This window comes from Leclercia sp. S52 (assembly GCF_039727615.1).
In the GTDB taxonomy this organism is placed as follows: domain Bacteria; phylum Pseudomonadota; class Gammaproteobacteria; order Enterobacterales; family Enterobacteriaceae; genus Enterobacter; species Enterobacter adecarboxylatus_B.
In genome coordinates, this window is sequence record NZ_CP152474.1 from 1991680 (window position 1) to 2015070 (window position 23391).

Here is a 23391-nt window from a genome sequence, read left to right on the forward strand (position 1 = left end):
TTAACCTCTGATAAACCCACTACACTAAAAGCAGGAGGACCTATGACCCTGTCTTTTACCGCGCACTGGCATGATGAACTACCCGGCTTTTATACGGCTCTGAAACCCACTCCACTCAATAATGCCCGCCTGATCTGGCATAACACGGCGCTGGCCGCCGAGCTGGCGATCCCGGAGTCACTGTTTAGCCCTGAACAAGGCGCTGGCGTCTTTGGCGGCGAAACCCTGCTGCCGGGCATGCAGCCGCTGGCCCAGGTCTACAGTGGCCATCAGTTTGGCGTCTGGGCCGGACAGCTGGGGGACGGGCGGGGGATCCTGCTCGGCGAGCAGCAGCTGGCCAACGGACAAACGATGGACTGGCACCTGAAGGGCGCCGGACTCACCCCCTATTCGCGTATGGGCGACGGGCGCGCCGTGCTGCGTTCGACCCTTCGCGAAAGCCTGGCCTCAGAAGCGATGCACGCCCTTGGGATCCCTACCACCAGGGCGCTGTCGATTGTCACCAGCGACACCCCCGTGGCGCGTGAAACCATGGAGCAGGGCGCGATGCTGATCCGCGTTGCCCAGAGCCACGCCCGCTTCGGCCATTTCGAGCACTTCTACTATCGCCGCGAGCCGGAGAAAGTTCGCCAGCTGGCGGATTTTGTCATCAGGCATCATTGGCCGCAGTTGCAGGACGATGCCGATAAATACATCCTCTGGTTCCGGGATGTGGTGGCGCGAACTGCCGCCCTGATCGCCAGCTGGCAGACGGTTGGCTTTGCCCACGGGGTGATGAACACCGATAACATGTCGATCCTCGGCCTGACCATCGACTATGGCCCGTACGGCTTCCTCGACGACTACCAGCCGGGCTATATCTGCAACCACTCCGATTATCAGGGACGCTACAGCTTCGATAATCAGCCGGCGGTGGGCATCTGGAATCTGCAGCGGCTGGCTCAGTCCCTGTCGCCGTTTATCGAGGTTGAGGCGCTCAACGACGCGCTGGATGGCTATCAGGAGGTCTTATTGCAGCAGTACGGCAAGCTGATGCGCCGCAAGCTGGGGCTGATGACCCAGGAGCGGGGTGACAACGAGATCCTCAATAACCTGTTTGCGCTGATGGCGCGGGAAGGCAGCGACTACACCCGCACCTTCCGTATGCTGGGCCAAACCGAGCAGCACAGCTCCGCTTCACCGCTGCGCGACGAGTTTATCGACCGCCAGGCCTTTGATGACTGGTTTGCGACGTATCGCGCGCGCCTCCAGCAGGAGAATATCCCAGATGATGAGCGTCAGGCGCAGATGAATGCCGTCAACCCGGCGATGGTGCTGCGCAACTGGCTGGCGCAGCGGGCCATCGAACAGGCGGAGAAAGGCGATTACGCCGAGCTGCACCAACTGCATGAGGCGCTGAGAACGCCGTTTGCCGACCGCAGCGATGACTATGTCAGCCGCCCGCCCGACTGGGGCAAGCGGCTGGAAGTGAGTTGCTCGAGCTAAGGCGCGAGAAACACCTGTGGAGTAGCGTTCAACGGATGCTGCCCCACATGCACCTGCGCGCCATACCAGCGCGCCAGGTCATCGGCCTGTAACACCTGCTGCGGTGCCCCCCTGAGAGACAATCATGCCGTTATGAAGGAGCACGATCCGATCTGCCCACAGGGCGGCCAGGTTGAGATCGTGCAGCACCACGCAGACGTGCAGATCCCCGTCCGCAGTCAGCGTTTTAAGCAGCCGCAGCAGATGCTGCTGGTGGTAAAGATCCAGCGCCGAGGTGGGCTCATCGAGAAACAGCCAGCCGCGCGGCGCGCCATCGCACCACAGCTGCGCCAGCGCCCGGGCCAGCTGCACCCGCTGCTGCTCCCCGCCCGACAGGGCCGCATACTGACGACCCGCCAGCGGCTGACAGCCGGTAAGCTGCATCACCTCGCTGACGATCTGGGGCTCGGACTGCGATGTCCAGGGGGGAACGTCCCATTCCGATCACCGCCTCCACCGGCCAGTCAAAGCCCAGTAGGGTGTGCTGGCGCATCACAGCCCGCTGGCGCGATAACGCCCGGGTACTCCACGTTTCCAGCGTCTTCCCGTCCAGCAGACAGCGCCCGGTATCCGGCCTGAGAAAACCGGTTAACAGACGCAGCAGGGTCGATTTCCCCGCGCCGTTGGGGCCGATCAGCGCGACCAGTTCACCCGGCGCGAGCGACAGCGAGACGTCGCGCACCACCGTCCGGTCTGCGACGCGATAAGACAAGCCTTCAGCAACTAAGGATTCAGCCATGCTGGCCTCCACGACGGAAAATAAGCCACAGGAACCAGGGCGCGCCGAGAATGCTGGTCAGCAACCCCACCGGCATCTCCGCCGGAGCGACCAGCGTGCGCGCGGCGGTATCGGCAATCAGCAGCAGAAAGGCGCCCGCCAGCACCGAACCGGGGATCACCGCCCGGTGATCCGACCCCAGCCACATGCGCATCAGGTGCGGCACTACCAGGCCAATAAAACCTATTACCCCGCTGACCGCCACCGCGGCGGCCACCAGCAGGGCGCTGCACAGGAGCAAAACCCGCTGGACGATGCGCACGTCGATACCTAGATAGTGCGCCTCCTCCTCCCCGAGCTGCAGCAGATTCAGGGCCGATGCCTGCCGCCAGATCACCAGCACGGTGGGGATCATCAAAGAGGTCACCGCCAGCAGGGTGGACCACTGGGCCTGGCCGAGGCTGCCCATCCCCCACAGCGAGAGCTGGCGCAGCTGGGCGTCGTTACTCACCCAGGAGAGCACGCCCACCGCCGCGCCGCACAGGGCGTTGATGGCGATCCCCACCAGCAGCAGACGCGAGAGGGAACTCTCCCGCTGCTGGCTGAGCAGGAAGATTACGATTGTGGCGGCCAGCGCGCCGAGAAAGGCCGCCAGCATTGGGGCGTAGAGCATCAGCAGGGCGGGGAGGGTGACGGGCAACACCACCCACAGGGCGACGGCGCAGGCGGCACCGCTGCTGATCCCCAGCAAACCGGGGTCGGCGAGCGGGTTGCGAAACAGCCCCTGCATCACGCAGCCCGCCAGCGCCAGCGAGCCGCCAATCACCAGCGCCAGCAGCACCCGCGGCAGGCGAATGGTGAGCCAGATCTGGCGCAGCGCCTCGTCACTGCCGCTCCACAGCAGGGACACCGGCAGGCGCAACGCGCCAAACCCGGTGGCTAACAGCGTCATCAGCGCCAGCGCCATTGCCAGCCCCCACAGGGAATAGCCGATCCGGCGAGACATCAGGGCAGCTGCCCGGCTTTGCTGCGCAGCTGTCCAATGGCCTGTGGGGTGCGCACGCTGAACCCGAGCAGCGCCATATCGTCAATCTGCAGCACCTGTTTATTACGCCCCGCAGGGGTTTGCGCCAGACCCGGCAGCTTCCACAGATTCGCTTCTCCGCCCATCGCTTTTACGCCGTCCCGGGAAATCACCACCAGGTCAGGCTGGCTGGCAATGACCCCTTCCTGAGAGAGCGGCTGGTAGCGGGAGAACCCCTGCATCGCGTTGTGCAGACCGGCCGCGCGGATCGCCGCATCGGCCCCGGTCTCCTGTCCTGCGGCCATAGCGGTCATCCCGCCGTGGTTGAGGATAAACAGTACCCGCTTATCGATCGGCGTGGCGGGCAGCGCGGCCAGCTCCTGCTGCAGGCGCTTACGCAGAGCTTCCCCTTCGGCAACGCGGTGCGTCGCCTCGGCCACCACCCGCACTTTCTCGTCGATGACGGTCAGGGCGTTGCTGCCCGGCACCGTCACCACGCTGACGTGACTCTGCCCGACCTGTTTCAGCGCCAGCGAAGGCTGCGACTGGGCGCTGGCTAACACCAGCGTCGGACGCATCGCCAGGATCCCCTCGGCATTGAGCTGGCGCAGGTAGCCCACGTCCGGCAGGGAGGTGGCCTGCTCCGGCCACTGGCTGGTGCTGTCGCGCGCCACCAGCGAACCTTCTGCCCCCAAGGCGTAAACAATCTCCGTCACGTCGCCGCCGAGGGCGACGATCCTCTCCTGTCCCGCGCCGATGGCGGCCAGCGGTAGCGCCACAAGCAGGGCGAGCAGTGTTTTCATGCGGCCAGCCCTTTTACCGTCAGGGCGTCGATCTGTGAACGCCACTGGCTCTGCTCGGGCTCGCCTTCGGTGCGCTGACCGTACAGCTGGGCGATCTGCGTCCCGTCGGCGGCAAAGAGTTCGAGGCTGGTGACATGCCCGTCGGCAGTCGGTTTGCGCGTCACCCAGGTCTCGGCGATGGTCTCTTCCAGCAGATGCAGGGTAAAGGCCGGGTTGAAGATGTTCAGCCAGCCCTTCATCGGGATCACTTTCTCGATCGCGCCGGTGAAGACCTGTACGCAGCCGCGGTTGCCGACGAAAATCATGATCTCGTTGCCGTCCTGACGGGCAGTATTCAGCAGCTGCGCCAGGGCGCTGTTCTCCACCTTGCAGGCGAGGTCGTCACCCACCAGCCGGAACGCCTGCTGCCGGGTCAGACTGTGGCGCTTCAGCAGGCCGAAGAACTGATGCACGTCGGTCATGGAACGCCACTCGCTGTCCACCTTCGCGGCGTCAGCGCTGGCCACGTTGGCTGCCGGTTCGGCGGCTTTCAGCGCCAGCGGCGGGTTATCGGCGAAGATAAAGCGGGACAGCAGGTCGCCCCAGGCCGACACGTCCGTGTTATCGGTGGTGTAGACCTTGAGCAGGGCATCGCCCTGATGGTCAAAAAACTGAATGCTCTGGCGTTCGCCGCGAGGGGTGGTCTCGGTGATATGAAACGCGCTGGCCCACTGGTTGAGAAACAGGCGCAGATCCAGCGCGCGCGGGTTAAGCACCAGTCCGGCATGGCCGTTCAGATGCTGGTTGGTAAAGGTGCCCACCTGTTCATGAACCGCATACTGGTTGCGGCAGATGCATTTAGTTTCGCCCACCGCTTCCAGCGCGCCGAGGATGTCGCGGATTTCACCGTGCAGACGCCAGGCATCGTGGCCCACCCGGGCCCAGGTCAGTTCGGCTTCGCTGATGTTCATCATGGCAGCGATATCACGCGCGTATTTCCCGGGATTCTGTTCTTTGAGTTCAAGCCAGCGTGTGTAGTGATTCATTGTCTCTTCCTTCCGGATAAACGCCCCGGCGGAACCGGGGCAGGGTGATTACCACTGATAACTCACGAAAATCTTGCCGTTGCGGCCATCCTGCGGGATGCCCTGCGGCGACCAGTACTCTTTATCGAAGGCGTTGCCGAGCACCAGGGTGGTGGTCACGCCTTTCAGCGCCTGCTGGCCCTGATAGCTGACGTAGAAATCATTCACCGCATAGCCCGGCTGGTGGCTGTAGCTGCTGCTCACGTGAGTGGAGCGATCGGCAAAGGTGCCGATCCAGCCGACGCTAAAGCCGCTCTGCGCCAGCGGAACATCCAGCTTGCTGGAGATGGTGTCCGGGCTGATGCTGGAGATGTACTCCCCGGTGTCGGTGTCTTTGCCCCGGGTGCGGTTATAGGCCACGTCGAGGTTGAACAGGCTGGCGGAGTATTTCGCCATCACGTCCCAGCCCCAGATTTTGGCGTTCGGCACGTTGTACGACATGGTGGTGGCGGCGGCAAAATCGACGGCGGTGGAGATGTAATCTTTGGCATGGGTATCAAAGTAGCTGGCTTTGAACTCCAGCGCATCGTCAGCCAGCAGCAGATCGTCAAAGCGTAGCCCAAACCCATACTCCTGGGTTTCGTTGGTTTCCGGGCGCAGATTCGGGTTCGGCACCCAGTAATTGGTGTAGAACCGGCCAATGGAGAAGTGTTTGGCGTCGTTATACATTTCGCCCATCGTCGGGGCGCGGAAGGCCTGGGCATACGAGCCGAACAGCATCAGCCACTCGGTCGGCGATACGGTGATCCCGGCGCGCGAGGACCATTTATCGGCATCCACATCCTCATAACCATCGCTGCTGCCGCGGTAGTTATCGTAGCGGGTGCCACCCAGCAGGGTGACAGGCAGATCGCGCAGGGTGATCTCATCCTGCAGCCAGCCGGAGCTGAAATCGATACTCGCATCCGGGAAGCCAGTCGTTGCGCCGGACGGCTCCTGCTCCTGACGGTAATACTCCCCGCCATAGGTCAGCAGGTGCGAGGCGAAGGAGTCGGCGAACAGGCGGGTGCGGTTCTCCACTTTGCCGCCTTTGGTGGTCTGCTGGCGGAATTCGCCGGTGCCGTCGATGTTCTGGGCATTGATTCGTGCCTCAGACCAGTAGAGGCGGGCATCGGCATTCAGCCAGTCGTTGCCCTCCGGCGCGAGGTGATACCCCAGCTGGACGTCACGCTGGATGGTGGAGCGGTCGGTCATCGGGTTACTGCTGTCGTCCGCCTCGATGGTCTGCGGGTTTTTCGGTTCCTGCGCGGCGTTGTTGTAATAGCGCAGCGAGCCGCTCAGGGACTGGGCCCGATCGATCTGCCAGCTGCCTTTGGCCAGCATATTGTTGATCGATTCGTCGTTCGGCGCGGTGCCGCCGCCGCCCTGGCGGATATCCCCGCGATCCCGGCTCGACCAGGCCACCAGGCCGTCGAGGCTGTCGGTGCGGCCAAAGGCGCTGGCGCCCATGCCGAGGCTGTGATCGCCGGTAGCGGCGGTGCCAAACACGCGGTAGCCGCTGGTTTGTCCGGCCTGAAGCAGATCTTTCGCGTCGGCGGTGTCATAGGCGATCACCCCACCCATCGCGCCGCTGCCGTACAGCAGGGCGGACGGCCCGCGCACGATCTCAATACGCTTAATCAGGGCCGGATCGAGGAAGGTGCTGTTCAGGTGACCGGTATCGGTGCCCTGACGCACGCCGTCCACCAGCACCAGCACGCCGCGACGATCGTAGCCGCGCAGATTGACGTCCTGACCGTTGGTGCGCCCGGTGCCGTCGAGAGTCAGGCCGGGCACGTAGCGCAGCAGGTCAGCGGCGGCGCTGGCGGTTTGATTTTCCGGGGCAGTGGCGTCAATGACGCTGACCATCATCGGGGCTTCAAAGGCGCTGCGGGCATTACCGGTGGCGGTAACGGTCATGTCGTCGGTGGCGGCAACCGCCGCTCCCGGCAGGGCACTGACAATCGCCAGCGCCAGCAGCGACGGGCGTAAAGACGCGGTATTCAGGTATGGCATGAGCCACTCTCCATTTAAAAGTGAAAAGCGCTGGCTGCCTGGGGGGGAACCTGGGTGGCTGGCGGGGATAGTTATTTTGTGAGGATCAGTTTTCCGGCATGTGTCTGACGCAGCAGGTAGTGCTGGCCGTCATGCTCAATAATGACGCGGCCCTCTTCGCCCAACAGCTGTTTACTGTCGATACGGCGATCGGTTGCGCCTGGGGCAGGCTGTGTTTTGTCTTCAGGACGAGTGAGCGTTGCTGCAGTGTTATCCATACGTGACATAATGTTTTTCAAAATAGCAATCAATGTAACAATGATAATCATTATCAACAAATCGATTTTGACGGCAAGCCTTTTATGAAAAAACAGTGAGGTGAGTGAAAGAGGGGGATGCAAAAAAGCCGGGTGGCGGCTACGCCTTACCCGGCCTACAAAAGCGATACGTAGGCCCGGTAAGCGTAGCGCCACCGGGCATGGCTTTTAAAAACGACTGTCGACTGCGGAGGCAAGTTTATCCAGCAGGACCTCGGTATCTTCCCAGCTCAGGCAAGGGTCGGTGATCGACTGACCGTAGGTGACAGGCTGACCGACCACCACTTTCTGCGTGCCTTCGCGCAGGAAGCTTTCGGCCATGATCCCGGCGATAGCGGTTGAGCCGTTGCGGATCTGCTGGCAAATCTCATCGCAGACGTCCAGCTGACGGCGGTGCTGTTTCTGGCAGTTGCCGTGGCTGAAATCGACCACCAGCTGCTCGGGCAGGTCGAATTCACGCAGGGTATCGCAGGCTTCCGCCAGATCCTGAGGATGATAATTCGGCTGTTTGCCGCCGCGCATGATGATGTGGCCGTACGGGTTGCCGCTGGTCTGATAGATGGTCATCTGACCGTTCTTGTCCGGCGACAGGAACATGTGGCTGGCGCGGGCGGCGCGGATGGCGTCTACCGCGATGCGGGTATTGCCGTCGGTACCGTTTTTAAAGCCCACCGGGCAGGAGAGCGCCGAGGCCATTTCACGGTGGATCTGGCTTTCGGTGGTGCGGGCCCCGATGGCTCCCCAGCTGATCAGATCGGCGATAAACTGTCCGGTCACCATATCGAGGAATTCAGTAGCGGTAGGCACGCCCAGCTCGTTGACCTGCAACAGCAGCTTGCGCGCCAGCTGAATGCCGTGATTGACCCGGTAGCTGCCGTTCAGATCGGGATCGGAGATCAGCCCTTTCCAGCCCACTACGGTGCGCGGCTTCTCGAAGTAAGTGCGCATCACGATTTCCAGGCGGGCATGGTGTTTATCCCGCAGCCCCTTCAGGCGCTGGGCATAGTCCATTGCAGCATCAAGGTCGTGAATAGAACAGGGGCCAACAATTACCAGCAGGCGGCGATCTTCACCGTTGAGGATTTTTTCAATACGTTTGCGTGACGTTGTCACGTTTTCTGCCACTGCCGCAGAAACAGGGTACCGCTGGGCCAGTTCAGCTGGCGTCACCAGGCTATCGATACGCGCTGTGCGCAGTTCATCGGTTTTGTTCATGGTATTTCTCAGAATGTAGTGCTTCAACGGTAACTTACCGGGAAGTGATGGGCATCACCTTAAACCAATCCCCGCTGAATTCAAGTGCAGGGCACAAGCGGTGCCCTGTTGTGGGGTGGGAGTATAAAGGATTACGGACTGATGTACTAGTCGATTAGTACATGCGACGGTTGAGGCCCATAATGTCGAGGATTTTGGTGGCGATCTCTTCTACCGAATAGTTGGTACTGTTCAGCCACGGAATGTTGTTCTTCCGGTACAGGGCCTCGACTTCGGCCACCTCCAGCCGGCACTGGCGCATCGAGGCGTAGCGGCTGTTCTCACGGCGCTCTTCGCGGATCGCCGCCAGCCGTTCCGGGTTAATGGTGAGGCCAAAGAGCTTATGTTGCAGGGGCTTGAGCGCCGCCGGGAGGACGAGGTTATCCATATCGTCGGCAATAAAGGGGTAGTTTGCGGCGCGGATCCCGAACTGCAACGCCAGATAGAGGCTGGTCGGGGTTTTCCCGCAGCGCGAGACGCCGAGCAGAATGACCTGGGCCTGATCGAGGTTACGCATCGAAATGCCGTCATCGTGGGCGAGGGTGTAATCAATGGCGGCGATACGGGCGTCATACTTGATGATATTTGCCGGGTTCAGACCGTGGGTGCGGTGCGCCACCGGGGTCGGGTCCAGCTTCAGCTCCTGCTGCAGCGGGGCCACCAGCGCCTGCACAATGTCCTGACAAAAGCCTTCACTTTGCAGAATGATATTGCGGATTTCCGGGATCACAATCGAGTAGAACACCAGTGGACGCTCACCGGTCTGCTGGAAAATGGCGTCAATTTGATCTTTCACCGCTCTGGCGCGGCTCTCGTTTTCCACGAACGGCAGCGTGATGCTGTTGATAGAAACCGGGAATTGCGACATCACCGCATGGCCCAACACTTCGGCGGTGATCGCCGTACCATCGGAAATATAAAAAACGTGGCGATCGACAGCATTATCCATTTTGCACACTCTGTATATCAGATGTAATTGACTGAAAGCATAAATTAAAAAAGTAAAATACAACAGTCAGAGTGGGCCGGAAATTAAAAATGAAACGCTATTTTTATTTTTAATGAAAGGGGTGTTTCATTTTTCAAAATCACCCTAAAGTCTGAGTTTTTTTGTGGGAATCCATAGGAATCATTAGGTTAGCATTTAAGCGGGAACAGTCTGAAAAGCTAAAAAATAAAAGTGCTTACACGATTCACCGTTTTTTTAGCGCGAATAAATATGACAGTATAAATACGCAGTAAGGAGTTTCTTAAAACCCGTTCATATATCATAAAAGGATTGTTTCGATGTCCAACAATGGCTCGTCACCGCTGGTGCTTTGGTATAACCAACTCGGCATGAATGATGTAGACAGAGTTGGAGGCAAAAATGCCTCCCTGGGTGAAATGATTACGAATCTGTCCAGTATGGGTGTCTCCGTACCGAATGGATTTGCTACCACCGCCGATGCTTTTAACTATTTTCTGGATCAAAGCGGCGTAAACCAGCGCATTTACGAACTACTGGATAACACGGACATTGATGATGTCTCTGAGCTTGCCAAAGCCGGGACCCAGATCCGCCAGTGGATCATCGATACACCTTTCCAGCCTGAACTGGAAAAAGCCATTCACGACGCCTACAACCAGCTCTCTGCTGATGATGCGCAGGCCTCCTTTGCCGTGCGCTCCTCTGCCACCGCAGAAGATATGCCGGACGCCTCCTTCGCCGGGCAGCAGGAGACCTTCCTCAACGTGCAGGGCTACGATGCCGTGCTGGTGGCGGTAAAACATGTGTTTGCCTCCCTGTTTAATGACCGCGCGATCTCCTATCGCGTGCATCAGGGTTATGACCACCGCGGCGTTGCGCTGTCGGCAGGCGTGCAGCGCATGGTGCGTTCGGATCTGGCCTCGTCAGGCGTGATGTTCTCTATTGATACCGAATCGGGTTTCGATCAGGTGGTCTTTATCACCTCCGCCTGGGGTCTGGGCGAGATGGTGGTGCAGGGTGCCGTCAACCCGGACGAATTCTACGTTCACAAGCCAACCCTTGCAGCCGATCGCCCGGCTATCGTGCGCCGCACCATGGGTTCGAAAAAAATCCGCATGATCTACGCTCCAACCCAGGAGCATGGCAAGCAGGTGCGGATTGAAGATGTGCCGCAGGAGCAGTGCGACCGCTTCTCCCTGACCGATGCCGAAGTGCAGGAGCTGGCGAAGCAGGCGGTGCAGATCGAGAAACACTATGGCCGTCCGATGGATATCGAGTGGGCCAAAGACGGTAACACCGGCAAACTGTTTATCGTCCAGGCACGTCCGGAAACCGTGCGTTCCCGTGGTCAGGTGATGGAGCGTTACACGCTGCATGCCCAGGGCAACATCATCGCGGAAGGTCGTGCTATCGGCCACCGAATCGGCGCTGGCCCGGTGAAGGTGATCCACGACATCAGCGAAATGAACCGCATCCAGCCGGGCGACGTGCTGGTGACCGACATGACCGACCCGGACTGGGAACCGATCATGAAAAAGGCGGCGGCGATTGTCACCAACCGTGGCGGTCGTACCTGTCACGCGGCAATCATCGCCCGTGAGCTGGGTATTCCGGCCGTGGTCGGCTGCGGTGACGCCACCGAGCGCATGAAGGACGACCAGAACGTTACCGTCTCCTGTGCCGAAGGTGATACCGGCTACGTCTACGCCGAGATCCTCGACTTCAGCGTGAAGAGCTCCAGCGTCGACACCATGCCGGATCTGCCGCTCAAAATCATGATGAACGTCGGCAACCCGGACCGCGCCTTTGACTTCGCCTGTCTGCCAAACGAAGGCGTCGGTCTGGCGCGTCTGGAGTTCATCATCAACCGCATGATCGGGGTTCACCCGCGTGCGCTGCTGGAGTTTGACGACCAGGATCCGAAGCTGCAGAAAGAGATCCGCGAGATGATGAAGGGTTACGACTCGCCGAAGGAGTTCTACGTCGGCCGTCTGACCGAAGGGATCGCCACTCTGGGTGCGGCGTTCTATCCGAAACGCGTCATTGTGCGTCTCTCTGACTTCAAATCTAACGAATATGCCAACCTGGTGGGCGGCGAGCGTTACGAGCCGGAAGAAGAGAACCCGATGCTGGGCTTCCGTGGCGCCGGTCGTTACGTCTCTGACAGCTTCCGCGACTGCTTTGCGCTGGAGTGCGACGCGGTGAAACGCGTGCGCAACGACATGGGGCTGACCAACGTCGAGATCATGGTGCCGTTCGTGCGTACCGTCGATCAGGCGAAAGCGGTTGTCGACGAGCTGGCCCGTCAGGGACTCAAGCGCGGCGAGAATGGACTCAAAATCATCATGATGTGTGAGATCCCGTCCAACGCCCTGCTGGCAGAACAGTTCCTGGAACACTTCGACGGCTTCTCTATCGGCTCCAACGATATGACGCAGCTGGCGCTGGGCCTGGATCGCGACTCCGGTGTGGTCTCCGCGCTGTTTGATGAGCGTAACGAGGCGGTGAAAGCGCTGCTGTCGATGGCCATCCGCGCCGCGAAGAAACAGGGCAAGTACGTCGGCATCTGCGGTCAGGGGCCTTCCGACCATGAAGACTTCGCGGCCTGGCTGATGGAAGAGGGGATTGACAGCCTGTCCCTGAACCCGGACACCGTGGTGCAGACCTGGCTGAGCCTGGCGGAACTGAACAAGTAACGTCACGCTTGCTGCAACGCATAAAGGCGAGGACTTTGGTTCTCGCCTTTTTTATTTGGGGCGAACTAAGCCGCTGTAATCATGGGTTTTTCTTTAGATTTACCGAATTCTGGATAAAAAAAAGCCCACCGTGGGAGGCGGGCAAAGACTACACACAGCAATTCGTTGTTTCACTCAGGGGATTTCCATGCTTATAAATCAAGGTGTTGTTGATTCATAACCGTGACCTAATAGTAGGCATGGTGGATTTTTGCGTCGATCAGATTCGTCTCAATAGTTTAAAGAAAGTGAAGATTTTATGAGGGGAATGAGGCAATTGCGGATAAAAACGGGTTTAGCCGCGCTTAAGGGAAATTCAAATGATAAGTGACGCTTAACATTCTGGTGGGCGAACCCACCAGAACAGAGGTTTTACTTCTTCAACTCTTCCGTTTCGTTCAATGCGTTAAGCAGAACATCAGGATCGGTTGGCGGCAGCGGGACTTCGTGCACCCACGCGGAGAACAGTCGCCAGGAGACCGCCAGCAGCACCGGCCCGATAAACAGACCGATCATCCCGAAGGCAATCAACCCGCCGATAACGCCGGAGAGGATCAGGATTAACGGCAGGTCTGCGCCCATCCGAATCAGGATCGGGCGGATGACGTTATCCATCGTGCCTACCACGCAGCTCCAGACCAGCAGCACCGTGCCCCAGGTGGTATCACCGCTCCAGTAGAGCCAGACAATCGCCGGAACCAACACCAGCAGAGGGCCCAGCTGCATCAGGCAGGTTAACAGCATCAGCACCGTAAAGAGGGTAGCGTAAGGCACGCCGGAAATTGCCAGACCAATTCCGCCCAGCACCGACTGCACCAGCGCGGTCACTACTACGCCCAACGCAACCGCACGCACGGCCTGCGCGGCCAGCAGCATCGCCGCATCGCCACGCGCCGACGCCAGGCGCGTTGCAAAATGTCGAACGCCAAGCGCCACCTGTTCGCCGCGCCAGTAGAGCAGGGCGCTGAACAGCAGCATCAGCACGCAGTGGACCACAAAGCGGCCGAGGTGCGCGGCGGTACCCACAAACCAGGTGGTGGTCGCGCCCACATAGGGCCGCACTTTCGCCATGATGGCGCTGCCGCCCATGTCCAGCAGGTTATGCCAGCCGGCATAGAGCTTATCGCCAATTAACGGAATATCGTTCAGCCAGTCCAGCGTCGGGAGTGTCATATCGCCGCTGGTGATGCTGGTTATGAGCGGGCCGCTGCCGTCCACCAGGCTGTTCACCAGTAAGGCCACCGGGATGACAAACAGCAGCACCAGCAGCAGGGTCATCACCAGCACCGCCAGCGCGCGGCGACCAAACAGCAAGCGCTCTAAACGAAGAAACAGCGGCCAGGTGGCGATAACCACCGTCCCAGCCCAGGCAAAGCCGAGAATGAAGGGTTGAACAATCCACAGACACGCAATAATCATGATTGCCAGAAACAGCACCGACAGCAAAACTTGTGCAACGTCCCTGGGCTGGTGTCGATTGACCATAGTTGAAATTCACCTTTGAAATACACCGGAAAGGCCGGTGAGAACAGGAAACCGCATCACTCTAATCATTAGTGATTTCAGCGATTTTTAACAGGCTGATTCTGCCTGTAATTCTGTCGGGCGCATATGAATAAAATGTGATACAAAATGTGAGATACAACGCAAACGATTATCTACAACAATTCAGATGGGGCAGGGTCGACAGTAATGATCCCACAAATTTCTCAGGCACCTGGCGTCGTTCAGCTGGTGGTCAATTTTTTGCAGGCTTTGGAGCAACAGGGTTTTACCGGCGATACCGCCACACGTTATGCCGACAGGCTGACCATGGCGACCGACAACAGTATCTACCAGCTACTTCCCGATGCCGTCGTTTTTCCCCGTTCTACCGCTGATGTGGCCCTGCTGGCCCGTCTGGCTTCTCAGGAGCGTTTCGCTTCGCTGATCTTTACCCCACGCGGTGGCGGCACCGGCACCAACGGCCAGGCGCTGAACACCGGGATCGTGGTCGATATGTCCCGCTATATGAACCGCATCATCGAGATCAACCCGGAAGAGGGGTGGGTGCGGGTAGAAGCCGGGGTAATCAAGGATCAGCTTAACCAGTATCTTAAGCCCTACGGCTACTTCTTTGCTCCGGAGCTGTCGACCAGTAACCGCGCCACCCTCGGCGGGATGATCAATACCGATGCCTCGGGCCAGGGATCGCTGGTGTACGGCAAAACCTCCGATCACGTCCTCGGCGTGCGGGCGGTACTGCTGGGCGGCGATATTCTCGATACCCAGCCCGTACCGGTCGAGCTCGCCGAAACGCTCGGCAAGGACAACACCACCGCCGGGCGCATCTACCGCACCGTACTGGACAGCTGCCGCGATAACCGTCAGCTGATTATCGATAAATTCCCGAAACTGAACCGCTTCCTGACCGGCTACGATCTGCGCCATGTCTTCAATGACGATCTCAGCCAGTTCGACTTGACCCGCATTCTGACCGGCTCTGAAGGCACGCTGGCCTTTATCACCGAGGCGCGTCTCGACATCACCCGCCTGCCGAAAGTGCGCCGTCTGGTGAACGTCAAGTACAACTCCTTTGACTCTGCCCTGCGTAATGCCCCCTTTATGGTGGATGCCCGCGCGCTGTCGGTGGAAACTGTCGACTCTAAGGTTCTGAACCTGGCGCGGGAAGATATCGTCTGGCACTCGGTCAGCGAGCTGATTACCGACGTGCCCGACAAAGAGATGCTGGGCCTGAACATCGTTGAGTTTGCCGGTGATGACGCTGCGCTTATCGAAAGCCAGGTCGATGCCCTGTGCCAGCGGCTGGACGAGCTGATCGCCCGAGGCGAGGGCGGGGTGATTGGCTGGCAGCTGTGCAACGAGCTTGCCGGCATCGAACGTATCTATGCGATGCGTAAAAAAGCGGTGGGCCTGTTGGGTAACGCCAAAGGGGCAGCCAAGCCGATCCCCTTTGCCGAAGATACCTGCGTCCCGCCGGAACACCTTGCCGACTACATTGTCGAATTCCGCGCCCTGCTCGACAGCCACGGCCTTAGCTACGGTATGTTCGGCCACGTCGATGCCGGGGTGCTGCACGTTCGCCCGGCGCTGGACATGTGCGATCCGCAGCAGGAGATGCTGATGAAGCAGATCTCCGATGACGTGGTGGCGCTCACCGCGAAGTACGGCGGCCTGCTGTGGGGCGAGCACGGGAAAGGCTTCCGCGCGGAGTACAGCCCGGCCTTCTTTGGCGAAGCGCTGTTTGGCGAGCTGCGCAAAATTAAAGCGGCCTTCGACCCGGACAACCGCCTCAACCCGGGTAAAATCTGCCCGCCAGCGGGCGTCGATGCCCCGATGATGCAGGTGGATGCGGTGAAACGCGGCACCTTCGACCGCCAGATCCCCATCGCGGTGCGCTCCTCATGGCGCGGCGCGATGGAGTGTAACGGCAATGGCCTGTGCTTTAACTTCGATGCCAAAAGCCCGATGTGCCCGTCGATGAAGATCACCAGCAACCGTATCCACTCCCCGAAAGGGCGTGCGACCCTGGTGCGCGAGTGGCTGCGTCTGCTGGCCGACCGGGGCGTGGATCCGCTGGCGCTGGAGAAAGAGCTACCGGAAAAACGCGCCAGCCTGCGCACGCTCGTCGAGCGCACCCGCAACAGCTGGCACGCGCGCAAAGGGGAGTACGATTTCTCCCATGAGGTGAAAGAGGCGATGTCGGGCTGTCTGGCCTGTAAAGCCTGCTCCACCCAGTGCCCGATTAAAATTGACGTGCCGGAGTTCCGCTCGCGCTTCCTGCAGCTCTATCACAGCCGTTACCTGCGCCCGATGCGCGATCATCTGGTGGCAACGGTCGAAAGCTACGCCCCGCTGATGGCCCGCGCGCCGCGCACCTTCAACTTCTTTATCAACCAGCCGCTGGTGCGCAAGCTGTCCGAGAAGCATATCGGCATGATCGACCTGCCGCTGCTCTCCACGCCGTCGCTGCAGCGCCAGCTGGTTGGCCATCGCTCCGCCAACCTGACCCTTGAGCAGCTTGAAGCGCTGAGCCCGGAGCAAAAAGCGAAAACCGTGCTGGTGGTGCAGGATCCTTTTACCAGCTATTACGATGCGCAGGTAGTGGCTGACTTTATTCGTCTGGTGGAGCGCCTGGGCTATCAGCCGGTGCTGCTGCCGTTCTCGCCGAACGGCAAAGCCCAGCACATTAAAGGTTTCCTCAATCGTTTCGCCAAAACGGCGCAAAAAACCTCTGACTTCCTCAGCCGGGTGGCGCTTCTGGGGATGCCGATGGTCGGCGTCGATCCGGCGCTGGTGCTCTGCTATCGCGACGAGTACAAGCAGACTCTCGGCGACAAACGCGGCGACTTCCACGTCATGCTGGTGCATGAGTGGCTCCCGGGGATTGTCGACGGACAAACCGCCCAGGAGACCAGCGGCGAATCCTGGTACCTGTTCGGCCACTGTACAGAGGTCACCGCGCTGCCGGGCGCACCTGCCCAGTGGGCCACGATCTTTGCCCGCTTTGGCGCGAAGCTCGAGAGCGTCAGCGTCGGCTGCTGCGGCATGGCCGGGACCTACGGTCATGAGGTGGTGAACCACAAGAACTCGCTGGGGATCTATGAGCTCTCCTGGCACCAGGCGATGCAGCGTCTGCCGCGCAATCGCTGTCTGGCGACCGGCTACTCCTGCCGCAGCCAGGTTAAGCGCGTCGAGGGCAGCGGCGTGCGTCATCCACTGCAGGCTTTGCTGGAGATTATGGGATGATCTGGAAACGTGCCGTCACCCTGCAGGCGTTAAACGCCATGAGCGACGGGAACATGGTGGGGTTGCTGGACATCCAGTTTACCCGCATCGGCGAAGATGAACTGGAAGCCACCATGCCGGTGGACAGCCGTACGCATCAGCCGTTTGGTCTGCTGCACGGCGGCGCATCGGTGGTGCTGGCCGAAACCCTGGGTTCGGTGGCGGGGTATCTCTGCACCGAAGGGGAGCAGAAGGTGGTGGGGCTGGAGGTAAATGCCAACCACATTCGTTCCGTGCGCAGCGGCCGGGTGCGCGGCGTCTGTCGTGCCCTGCATACCGGCGGGCGACATCAGGTGTGGCAGATTGATATCTTCGATGAACAGCAGCGTCTGTGCTGCTCGTCACGACTTACTACCGCGGTGGTGTAAAGCAGAAGGCCGCGCAAGCGGCCTTTTTTTCTTTTCCATCTTGTTGAAATAGCGCGGATTCCCGAAGGGCCGCAATTTATGTTAATTCGCTCATCAAAATTTATGAGACTATTCCTATGCTCCTTCAAGAGCTAAGCCATGATGAGTGCCGGAGATAAGCGCCGGATGGAGCAAGAAACCCTTAAGGTTACCCCCGGTAGTCTTAAGGGTTTTCTTTTTTTACACGTTTTTAAAAAAACAAAAGGCCGCATCCGCGGCCTTTTGTTTACCTTCAATAATCGTCTCTTAGATCCTGCATGGCGGACAGAATGACCAGGCCGGTAATGACCACGGCAAGGGTGGCGGTTATCAACAGTGCAGTGAGCATATTCCCTCCTGATGCTGACCTTATATGGCAAGGATAGCGCACCCGGAGGCTATCAAGAGCCCACTCCGGGGCTCTTTCAGAATCCACTTACAGGTAAGAGCAGCCAGAGGGGCACTGACCCTATCCCAATAATTGGTATTTTCTATACATATTTTGCATTTATCCCGTTCAGCCGCGAATTAACGAAAAATTCCTCTTATGATCAATATGTTGAGTAAATGTGATCATCCCTGTTAACCCCCGTAGCAGGGTCTATGCTTAATGAAAGTAGCCAAAAAGGGCGGTTAAGCCGAATGCCCCTGCAACTGAGGGGTTGAAGTGATAATCATTATCACTAACATGGTGTTATGCCCTGGGGGCGCAATACAAGAGGTGGATTTATGCAACAGCATTCAGAAACATTTGATCCGACAGAATTTGCGTGGCGTGGATTGTCGCTTACGCCTGCCGCCGCGGCGCACATCCGCGAACTGGTGAGCAAACAGGCAGGCATGCTGGGCGTGCGGTTAGGCGTTAAGACCACCGGCTGCGCCGGGTTTGGTTATGTGCTGGATACCGTCAGCGAACCGGCTAAAGACGACCTGCTATTCGAGCAGGACGGTGCCCGACTGTATGTGCCCTTGCAGGCGATGCCGTTTATTGACGGCACCGAAGTGGATTACGTGCGCGAAGGCTTAAACCAGTTATTCAAATTCAATAACCCGAAAGCCCAGAACGAATGCGGCTGCGGCGAAAGTTTTGGGGTATAGGCGGTATTATGTCTCGACATACTGAAGCAACTGACGACGTCAACACCTGGTCCGGCGGCCATATTAATTACAAAGAGGGCTTCTTCACCCACCTGCAGACCGATGAGCTGGCAAAAGGGATCAATGAAGAGGTCATCCGCGCGATTTCCGCCAAGCGCAACGAACCAGACTGGATGCTGGAGTTCCGCCTGAATGCGTTCAACGCCTGGCTGGAGATGGAAGAGCCGCACTGGCTGAAGGCGCACTACGATAAGCTGAACTATCAGGATTACAGCTACTACTCTGCGCCCTCGTGCGGCAACTGCGACGACACCTGCGCCTCTGAGCCCGGTGCAGTGCAGCAGACCGGGGCCAACGCCTTTTTAAGCAAAGAGGTGGAAGAGGCCTTCGAGCAGCTCGGCGTGCCGGTGCGCGAAGGGCGTGAGGTGGCGGTGGACGCCATCTTCGACTCCGTCTCGGTGGCTACCACCTACCGGGAAAAGCTGGGCGAACAGGGGATCATCTTCTGCTCCTTTGGCGAAGCCATCCACGATCACCCGGAACTGGTGAAGAAGTACCTCGGCACCGTGGTGCCGGGCAACGATAACTTCTTTGCGGCACTCAACGCGGCGGTGGCCTCCGACGGCACCTTTATCTATGTGCCGAAGGGCGTGCGCTGCCCGATGGAGCTGTCGACCTATTTTCGCATCAACGCCGAGAAAACCGGCCAGTTTGAACGCACCATCCTGGTGGCCGATGAGGGCAGCTACGTCAGCTATATCGAGGGCTGTTCCGCCCCGGTACGCGACAGCTATCAACTGCACGCGGCGGTAGTTGAAGTCATCATCCACAAAGACGCCGAGGTGAAATACTCGACGGTGCAGAACTGGTTCCCGGGGGATAACAACACCGGCGGCATCCTTAACTTCGTCACCAAGCGCGCCCTGTGCGAAGGCGAAAACAGCAAGATGTCCTGGACCCAGTCGGAAACCGGCTCCGCCATCACCTGGAAGTACCCGAGCTGCATTCTGCGCGGGGATAACTCCATCGGGGAGTTCTACTCGGTGGCGCTCACCAGCGGGCATCAGCAGGCCGATACCGGCACCAAGATGATCCACATCGGTAAGAACACCAAATCGACCATCATCTCGAAAGGGATCTCGGCGGGTAAAAGCCAGAACAGCTACCGCGGGCTGGTCAAGATCATGCCGACCGCCACCAACGCGCGCAACTTTACCCAGTGTGACTCGATGCTGATTGGCCCGGACTGCGGGGCGCATACCTTCCCGTACGTCGAGTGCCGCAACAACAGCGCCCAGCTGGAGCACGAAGCCACCACCTCGCGTATTGGCGAAGATCAGCTCTTCTATTGCCTGCAGCGCGGCATCAGCGAAGAAGATGCCATCTCAATGATCGTGAACGGCTTCTGTAAGGATGTGTTCTCTGAACTGCCGCTGGAGTTTGCCGTTGAAGCGCAGAAATTACTGGCGATCAGCCTTGAACACAGCGTCGGTTAAGGATTAAGGAAAGCACATGTTAAGCATTAAAGATTTACAGGTCAGTGTGGAAGATAAAGCGATCCTGCGCGGCCTGAGCCTGGACGTGCGTCCGGGCGAGGTGCACGCCATTATGGGGCCCAACGGCTCGGGGAAAAGTACGCTCTCGGCGACCCTGGCCGGACGCGAAGATTATGAAGTGGTCGGCGGCTCGGTCGAGTTTAAGGGCAAAGATCTGCTGGAGCTGTCCCCGGAAGAGCGCGCCGGTGAAGGCATTTTTATGGCCTTCCAGTATCCGGTGGAGATCCCCGGCGTCAGCAACCAGTTCTTCCTGCAGACCGCGCTCAATGCGGTGCGCAAATACCGCAGCGAAGAGGAACTGGATCGCTTTGATTTTCAGGATCTGATGGAAGAGAAGATCCAGCTGCTGAAGATGCCGGAAGATCTGCTCACCCGCTCGGTCAACGTCGGTTTTTCCGGTGGGGAGAAGAAGCGTAACGACATTCTGCAGATGGCGGTGCTGGAGCCGGAGCTGTGCATTCTCGACGAAACTGACTCCGGGCTGGACATCGACGCTTTGAAAATTGTCGCCGACGGCGTTAACGCCCTGCGCGACGGCAAGCGGTCGTTCATCATCGTCACCCACTACCAGCGTATTCTCGATTACATCAAGCCGGACTACGTGCATGTGCTCTATCAGGGGCGGATTGTGAAATCCGGTGATTTCACGCTGGTGAAACAGCTGGAGGAGCAGGGCTATGGCTGGCTTAGCGAACAGCAGTAACGCGCTGCAGCAGTGGCACCGTCTGTTTGAGGCCCAGGGCGGGACGCGCTCGGATCAGGCCCAGCAGCACCTGCAGCAGATGCTGCGCCTCGGGTTGCCGACGCGTAAGCACGAAAACTGGAAATACACCCCACTGGAGGGGCTGCTCAACGGCGAGTTCGTTACCCGGCCCGCCAGCGTGGCTGCGGCCGATCGCGATGCGCTGGCGCTGACCCTCGACGCTACGCGGCTGGTGTTTGTTGACGGACGCTTCAGCCCGGAACTGAGCGACAGCACCGACGGCAGCGGGTTTGAGGTGGCGATCAACGACGAGCGTCAAGGCCTGTCGGCACCGGTGCAGCCGGAGCTGTTCCTGCATCTCACCGAGAGCCTGGCCCAGAGCGTGACCCATATTCACGTTAAGCGCGACCAACGGCCTGCTAAGCCGTTGCTCTTGCTGCACGTTACCCAGGGTCTGGCGGGTGAAGAGATCAATACCGCCCATTATCGTCACCATCTGGAGCTGGCGCAGGGTGCAGAAGCAACGATCGTTGAGCATTACGTGAGTCTCAATGAGATGCGGCATTTCACCGGCTCGCGTCTGACCATGAACGTGGCGGCCAACGCTCAGCTGCACCATATCAAGCTGGCGTTTGAGAATGCGGCGAGCCATCACTTCGCCCATAACGATCTGCAGCTTGCCGCCGATGCGGCAGCTTACAGCCACAGCTTCCTGCTGGGCGGGGCGGTACTGCGGCATAACACCAGCACCCAGCTCAACGGCGAAAACACCACGTTGCGCATCAACAGCCTGGCGATGCCGGTGAAAACCGAAGTGTGCGACACCCGCACCTGGCTTGAGCACAATAAAGGCTACTGCAACAGCCGTCAGCTGCACAAAACTATCGTCAGCGATAAGGGCCGGGCGGTGTTTAACGGGCTGATTAACGTGGCGCAGCACGCCATCAAAACCGACGGCCAGATGACCAACAACAATCTGCTGATGGGCCGGCTGGCGGAGGTGGACACCAAGCCGCAGCTGGAAATCTACGCCGATGACGTGAAGTGCAGCCACGGGGCTACGGTGGGGCGAATTGATGACGAGCAGATGTTCTATCTGCGCTCCCGCGGGATCGACAAGCAGGCGGCAGAGAAGATGATCATTTACGCCTTTGCCGCCGAGCTGACCGAAGCGCTTGGAGATGAAACCTTAAGACAGCAGGTGCTGGCGCGTATCGGCCAGCGTCTGCCCGGAGGTGTGGCATGAGTTTTCCTGTAGAGAAAGTGCGGGCGGATTTTCCCGTCCTGACCCGTGAAGTGAACGGTCTGCCGCTTGCCTATCTCGACAGCGCCGCCAGCGCGCAAAAGCCGACGCAGGTGATCGAGGCCGAGGCAGAGTTTTACCGGCACGGTTATGCGGCGGTGCATCGGGGGGATCCACACCCTCAGCGCAGAGGCGACGCAGCGGATGGAGAACGTCCGTACCCGGGCTGCGGCATTTTTAAATGCCCGTTCGCCGGAAGAGCTGGTCTTCGTGCGCGGCACCACCGAAGGGATCAACCTGGTGGCGAACAGCTGGGGCAGTGCTGAGGTCCATGCGGGCGATAACATCATCATCAGCCAGATGGAGCATCATGCGAACATCGTCCCCTGGCAGATGCTGTGCGAGCGCGTCGGAGCCGAGCTGCGGGTGATCCCGCTGAATCAGAACGGCACGCTCCAGCTCGAACTGTTGGATACGCTGCTGGATGAACGCACCCGGCTGGTGGCCATTACCCAAATCTCCAACGTGCTGGGCACCGAAAACCCGGTGGCGGAGATTATTGCTAAAGCCCATCTTGTCGGCGCGAAAGTGCTGGTGGACGGGGCTCAGGCGGTGATGCACCACACCGTGGACGTGCAGGCGCTGGACTGCGATTTCTACGTCTTCTCCGGGCACAAGCTCTACGGCCCGACCGGGATCGGCGTACTCTACGTCAAAGACGAGATCCTGCAAAAGATGCCGCCGTGGGAAGGGGGGCGGATCGATGATCGCCACCGTCAGCCTGAGCGAAGGCACCACCTACGCCCGCGCACCCTGGCGTTTCGAAGCCGGGACGCCCAACACCGGAGGCATTATTGGACTCGGGGCGGCGATGGAGTATGTCTCCGCCATCGGCCTCGATGCCATTGCCGAATACGAGCAGATGCTGATGCATTACGCCCTGGCCGAACTTGCCAGCGTGCCGGATCTGACGCTCTACGGCCCGGCCGATCGTCAGGGGGTGATCGCCTTTAACCTCGGGAAACACCACGCCTATGACGTCGGCAGTTTCCTCGATAATTACGGGGTGGCGGTGCGCACCGGACACCACTGCGCCATGCCGCTGATGGCGTTCTATCAGGTACCGGCGATGTGCCGCGCATCGCTGGTGATGTACAACACACTGGAAGAGGTCGACAGACTGGTGGCCGGGTTGAAACGTATCCACCACCTGCTGGGCTAAAAGAGGGCAAGA

Annotated in this window: 16 protein-coding genes, 1 other RNA gene and 2 pseudogenes; 9 read left to right on the forward strand and 10 right to left on the reverse strand. The window is 59.4% G+C overall.

Features of this window, described 5'->3' with window-relative positions:
* The first annotated feature begins 42 nt into the window (after positions 1-42).
* Positions 43-1485, forward strand: coding sequence for a protein adenylyltransferase SelO (gene selO / locus AAHB66_RS09570; RefSeq protein ID WP_347116016.1), 1443 nt, complete (start codon positions 43-45; stop codon positions 1483-1485).
* Here selO and AAHB66_RS09575 read toward each other — a convergent pair.
* The 8 genes and pseudogenes from AAHB66_RS09575 to AAHB66_RS09610 all read right to left on the reverse strand — a co-directional run bounded on the left by AAHB66_RS09575 (position 1482) and on the right by AAHB66_RS09610 (position 9627).
* A pseudogene (locus AAHB66_RS09575) lies at positions 1482-2263 on the reverse strand (heme ABC transporter ATP-binding protein). The gene selO and the pseudogene AAHB66_RS09575 overlap by 4 nt on opposite strands.
* Positions 2256-3248, reverse strand: coding sequence for an iron ABC transporter permease (locus AAHB66_RS09580; RefSeq protein WP_347116017.1), 993 nt, complete (start codon positions 3246-3248; stop codon positions 2256-2258). The pseudogene AAHB66_RS09575 and the gene AAHB66_RS09580 overlap by 8 nt, the downstream one beginning before the upstream one ends.
* Complete coding sequence (locus AAHB66_RS09585; protein WP_347116018.1) at positions 3248-4069, reverse strand: hemin ABC transporter substrate-binding protein; 822 nt, start codon at positions 4067-4069, stop codon at positions 3248-3250. The genes AAHB66_RS09580 and AAHB66_RS09585 overlap by 1 nt, the downstream gene beginning before the upstream one ends.
* Positions 4066-5094 (reverse strand): ChuX/HutX family heme-like substrate-binding protein, encoded by a 1029-nt coding sequence (locus AAHB66_RS09590; protein WP_347116019.1) that lies wholly within the window; start codon positions 5092-5094, stop codon positions 4066-4068. The genes AAHB66_RS09585 and AAHB66_RS09590 overlap by 4 nt, the downstream gene beginning before the upstream one ends.
* Positions 5095-5142: 48 nt before the next feature.
* On the reverse strand, positions 5143-7128 hold the full coding sequence (locus AAHB66_RS09595) for a TonB-dependent hemoglobin/transferrin/lactoferrin family receptor (protein WP_347116020.1): 1986 nt from the start codon (positions 7126-7128) through the stop codon (positions 5143-5145).
* A gap of 71 nt (positions 7129-7199) precedes the next feature.
* Complete coding sequence (gene hemP, locus AAHB66_RS09600; protein ID WP_181247255.1) at positions 7200-7436, reverse strand: hemin uptake protein HemP; 237 nt, start codon at positions 7434-7436, stop codon at positions 7200-7202.
* A gap of 156 nt (positions 7437-7592) precedes the next feature.
* Complete coding sequence (aroH, locus tag AAHB66_RS09605) at positions 7593-8639, reverse strand: 3-deoxy-7-phosphoheptulonate synthase AroH (protein ID WP_347116021.1); 1047 nt, start codon at positions 8637-8639, stop codon at positions 7593-7595.
* Between the two features lie 154 nt (positions 8640-8793).
* Complete coding sequence (locus AAHB66_RS09610; RefSeq protein WP_142489193.1) at positions 8794-9627, reverse strand: pyruvate, water dikinase regulatory protein; 834 nt, start codon at positions 9625-9627, stop codon at positions 8794-8796.
* Between the two features lie 338 nt (positions 9628-9965).
* On the opposite strand from AAHB66_RS09610, the gene ppsA reads away from it, so the two are divergent.
* Positions 9966-12344 carry a phosphoenolpyruvate synthase gene (gene ppsA, locus AAHB66_RS09615; protein ID WP_347116022.1) on the forward strand — a complete coding sequence of 793 codons (2379 nt, stop codon included), beginning with the start codon at positions 9966-9968 and terminating at the stop codon, positions 12342-12344.
* Positions 12345-12457: 113 nt separating this feature from the next.
* On the opposite strand, the gene rprA is transcribed toward ppsA, so the two are convergent.
* Together rprA and ydiK are read right to left on the reverse strand one after the other, a co-directional pair.
* An RNA gene (gene rprA / locus AAHB66_RS09620) (antisense sRNA RprA) lies at positions 12458-12568 on the reverse strand.
* Between the two features lie 187 nt (positions 12569-12755).
* On the reverse strand, positions 12756-13868 hold the full coding sequence (gene ydiK / locus AAHB66_RS09625; protein ID WP_347116023.1) for an AI-2E family transporter YdiK: 1113 nt from the start codon (positions 13866-13868) through the stop codon (positions 12756-12758).
* Positions 13869-14075: 207 nt separating this feature from the next.
* Between ydiK and AAHB66_RS09630 the strand changes: the two genes are divergently transcribed.
* From AAHB66_RS09630 to sufS, 7 genes and pseudogenes are all read left to right on the forward strand, one after another.
* Positions 14076-17132: an FAD-binding and (Fe-S)-binding domain-containing protein gene (locus AAHB66_RS09630; RefSeq protein ID WP_347116024.1), complete on the forward strand. Its 3057-nt coding sequence runs from the start codon at positions 14076-14078 to the stop codon at positions 17130-17132.
* Positions 17129-17539: a 1,4-dihydroxy-2-naphthoyl-CoA hydrolase gene (menI, locus tag AAHB66_RS09635; RefSeq protein ID WP_106993653.1), complete on the forward strand. Its 411-nt coding sequence runs from the start codon at positions 17129-17131 to the stop codon at positions 17537-17539. The genes AAHB66_RS09630 and menI overlap by 4 nt, the downstream gene beginning before the upstream one ends.
* A 747-nt stretch (positions 17540-18286) precedes the next feature.
* Complete coding sequence (sufA, locus tag AAHB66_RS09640) at positions 18287-18655, forward strand: Fe-S cluster assembly scaffold SufA (RefSeq protein WP_106993654.1); 369 nt, start codon at positions 18287-18289, stop codon at positions 18653-18655.
* A gap of 8 nt (positions 18656-18663) precedes the next feature.
* On the forward strand, positions 18664-20151 hold the full coding sequence (gene sufB, locus AAHB66_RS09645) for a Fe-S cluster assembly protein SufB (protein WP_347116025.1): 1488 nt from the start codon (positions 18664-18666) through the stop codon (positions 20149-20151).
* Positions 20152-20167: 16 nt separating this feature from the next.
* Positions 20168-20914: a Fe-S cluster assembly ATPase SufC gene (gene sufC, locus AAHB66_RS09650; protein WP_347116026.1), complete on the forward strand. Its 747-nt coding sequence runs from the start codon at positions 20168-20170 to the stop codon at positions 20912-20914.
* Positions 20889-22160 carry a Fe-S cluster assembly protein SufD gene (gene sufD / locus AAHB66_RS09655; protein ID WP_347116027.1) on the forward strand — a complete coding sequence of 424 codons (1272 nt, stop codon included), beginning with the start codon at positions 20889-20891 and terminating at the stop codon, positions 22158-22160. The genes sufC and sufD overlap by 26 nt, the downstream gene beginning before the upstream one ends.
* A pseudogene (sufS, locus tag AAHB66_RS09660) lies at positions 22157-23379 on the forward strand (cysteine desulfurase SufS). Before sufD ends, sufS begins: the two are co-directional and overlap by 4 nt.
* Positions 23380-23391: the final 12 nt, after the last annotated feature.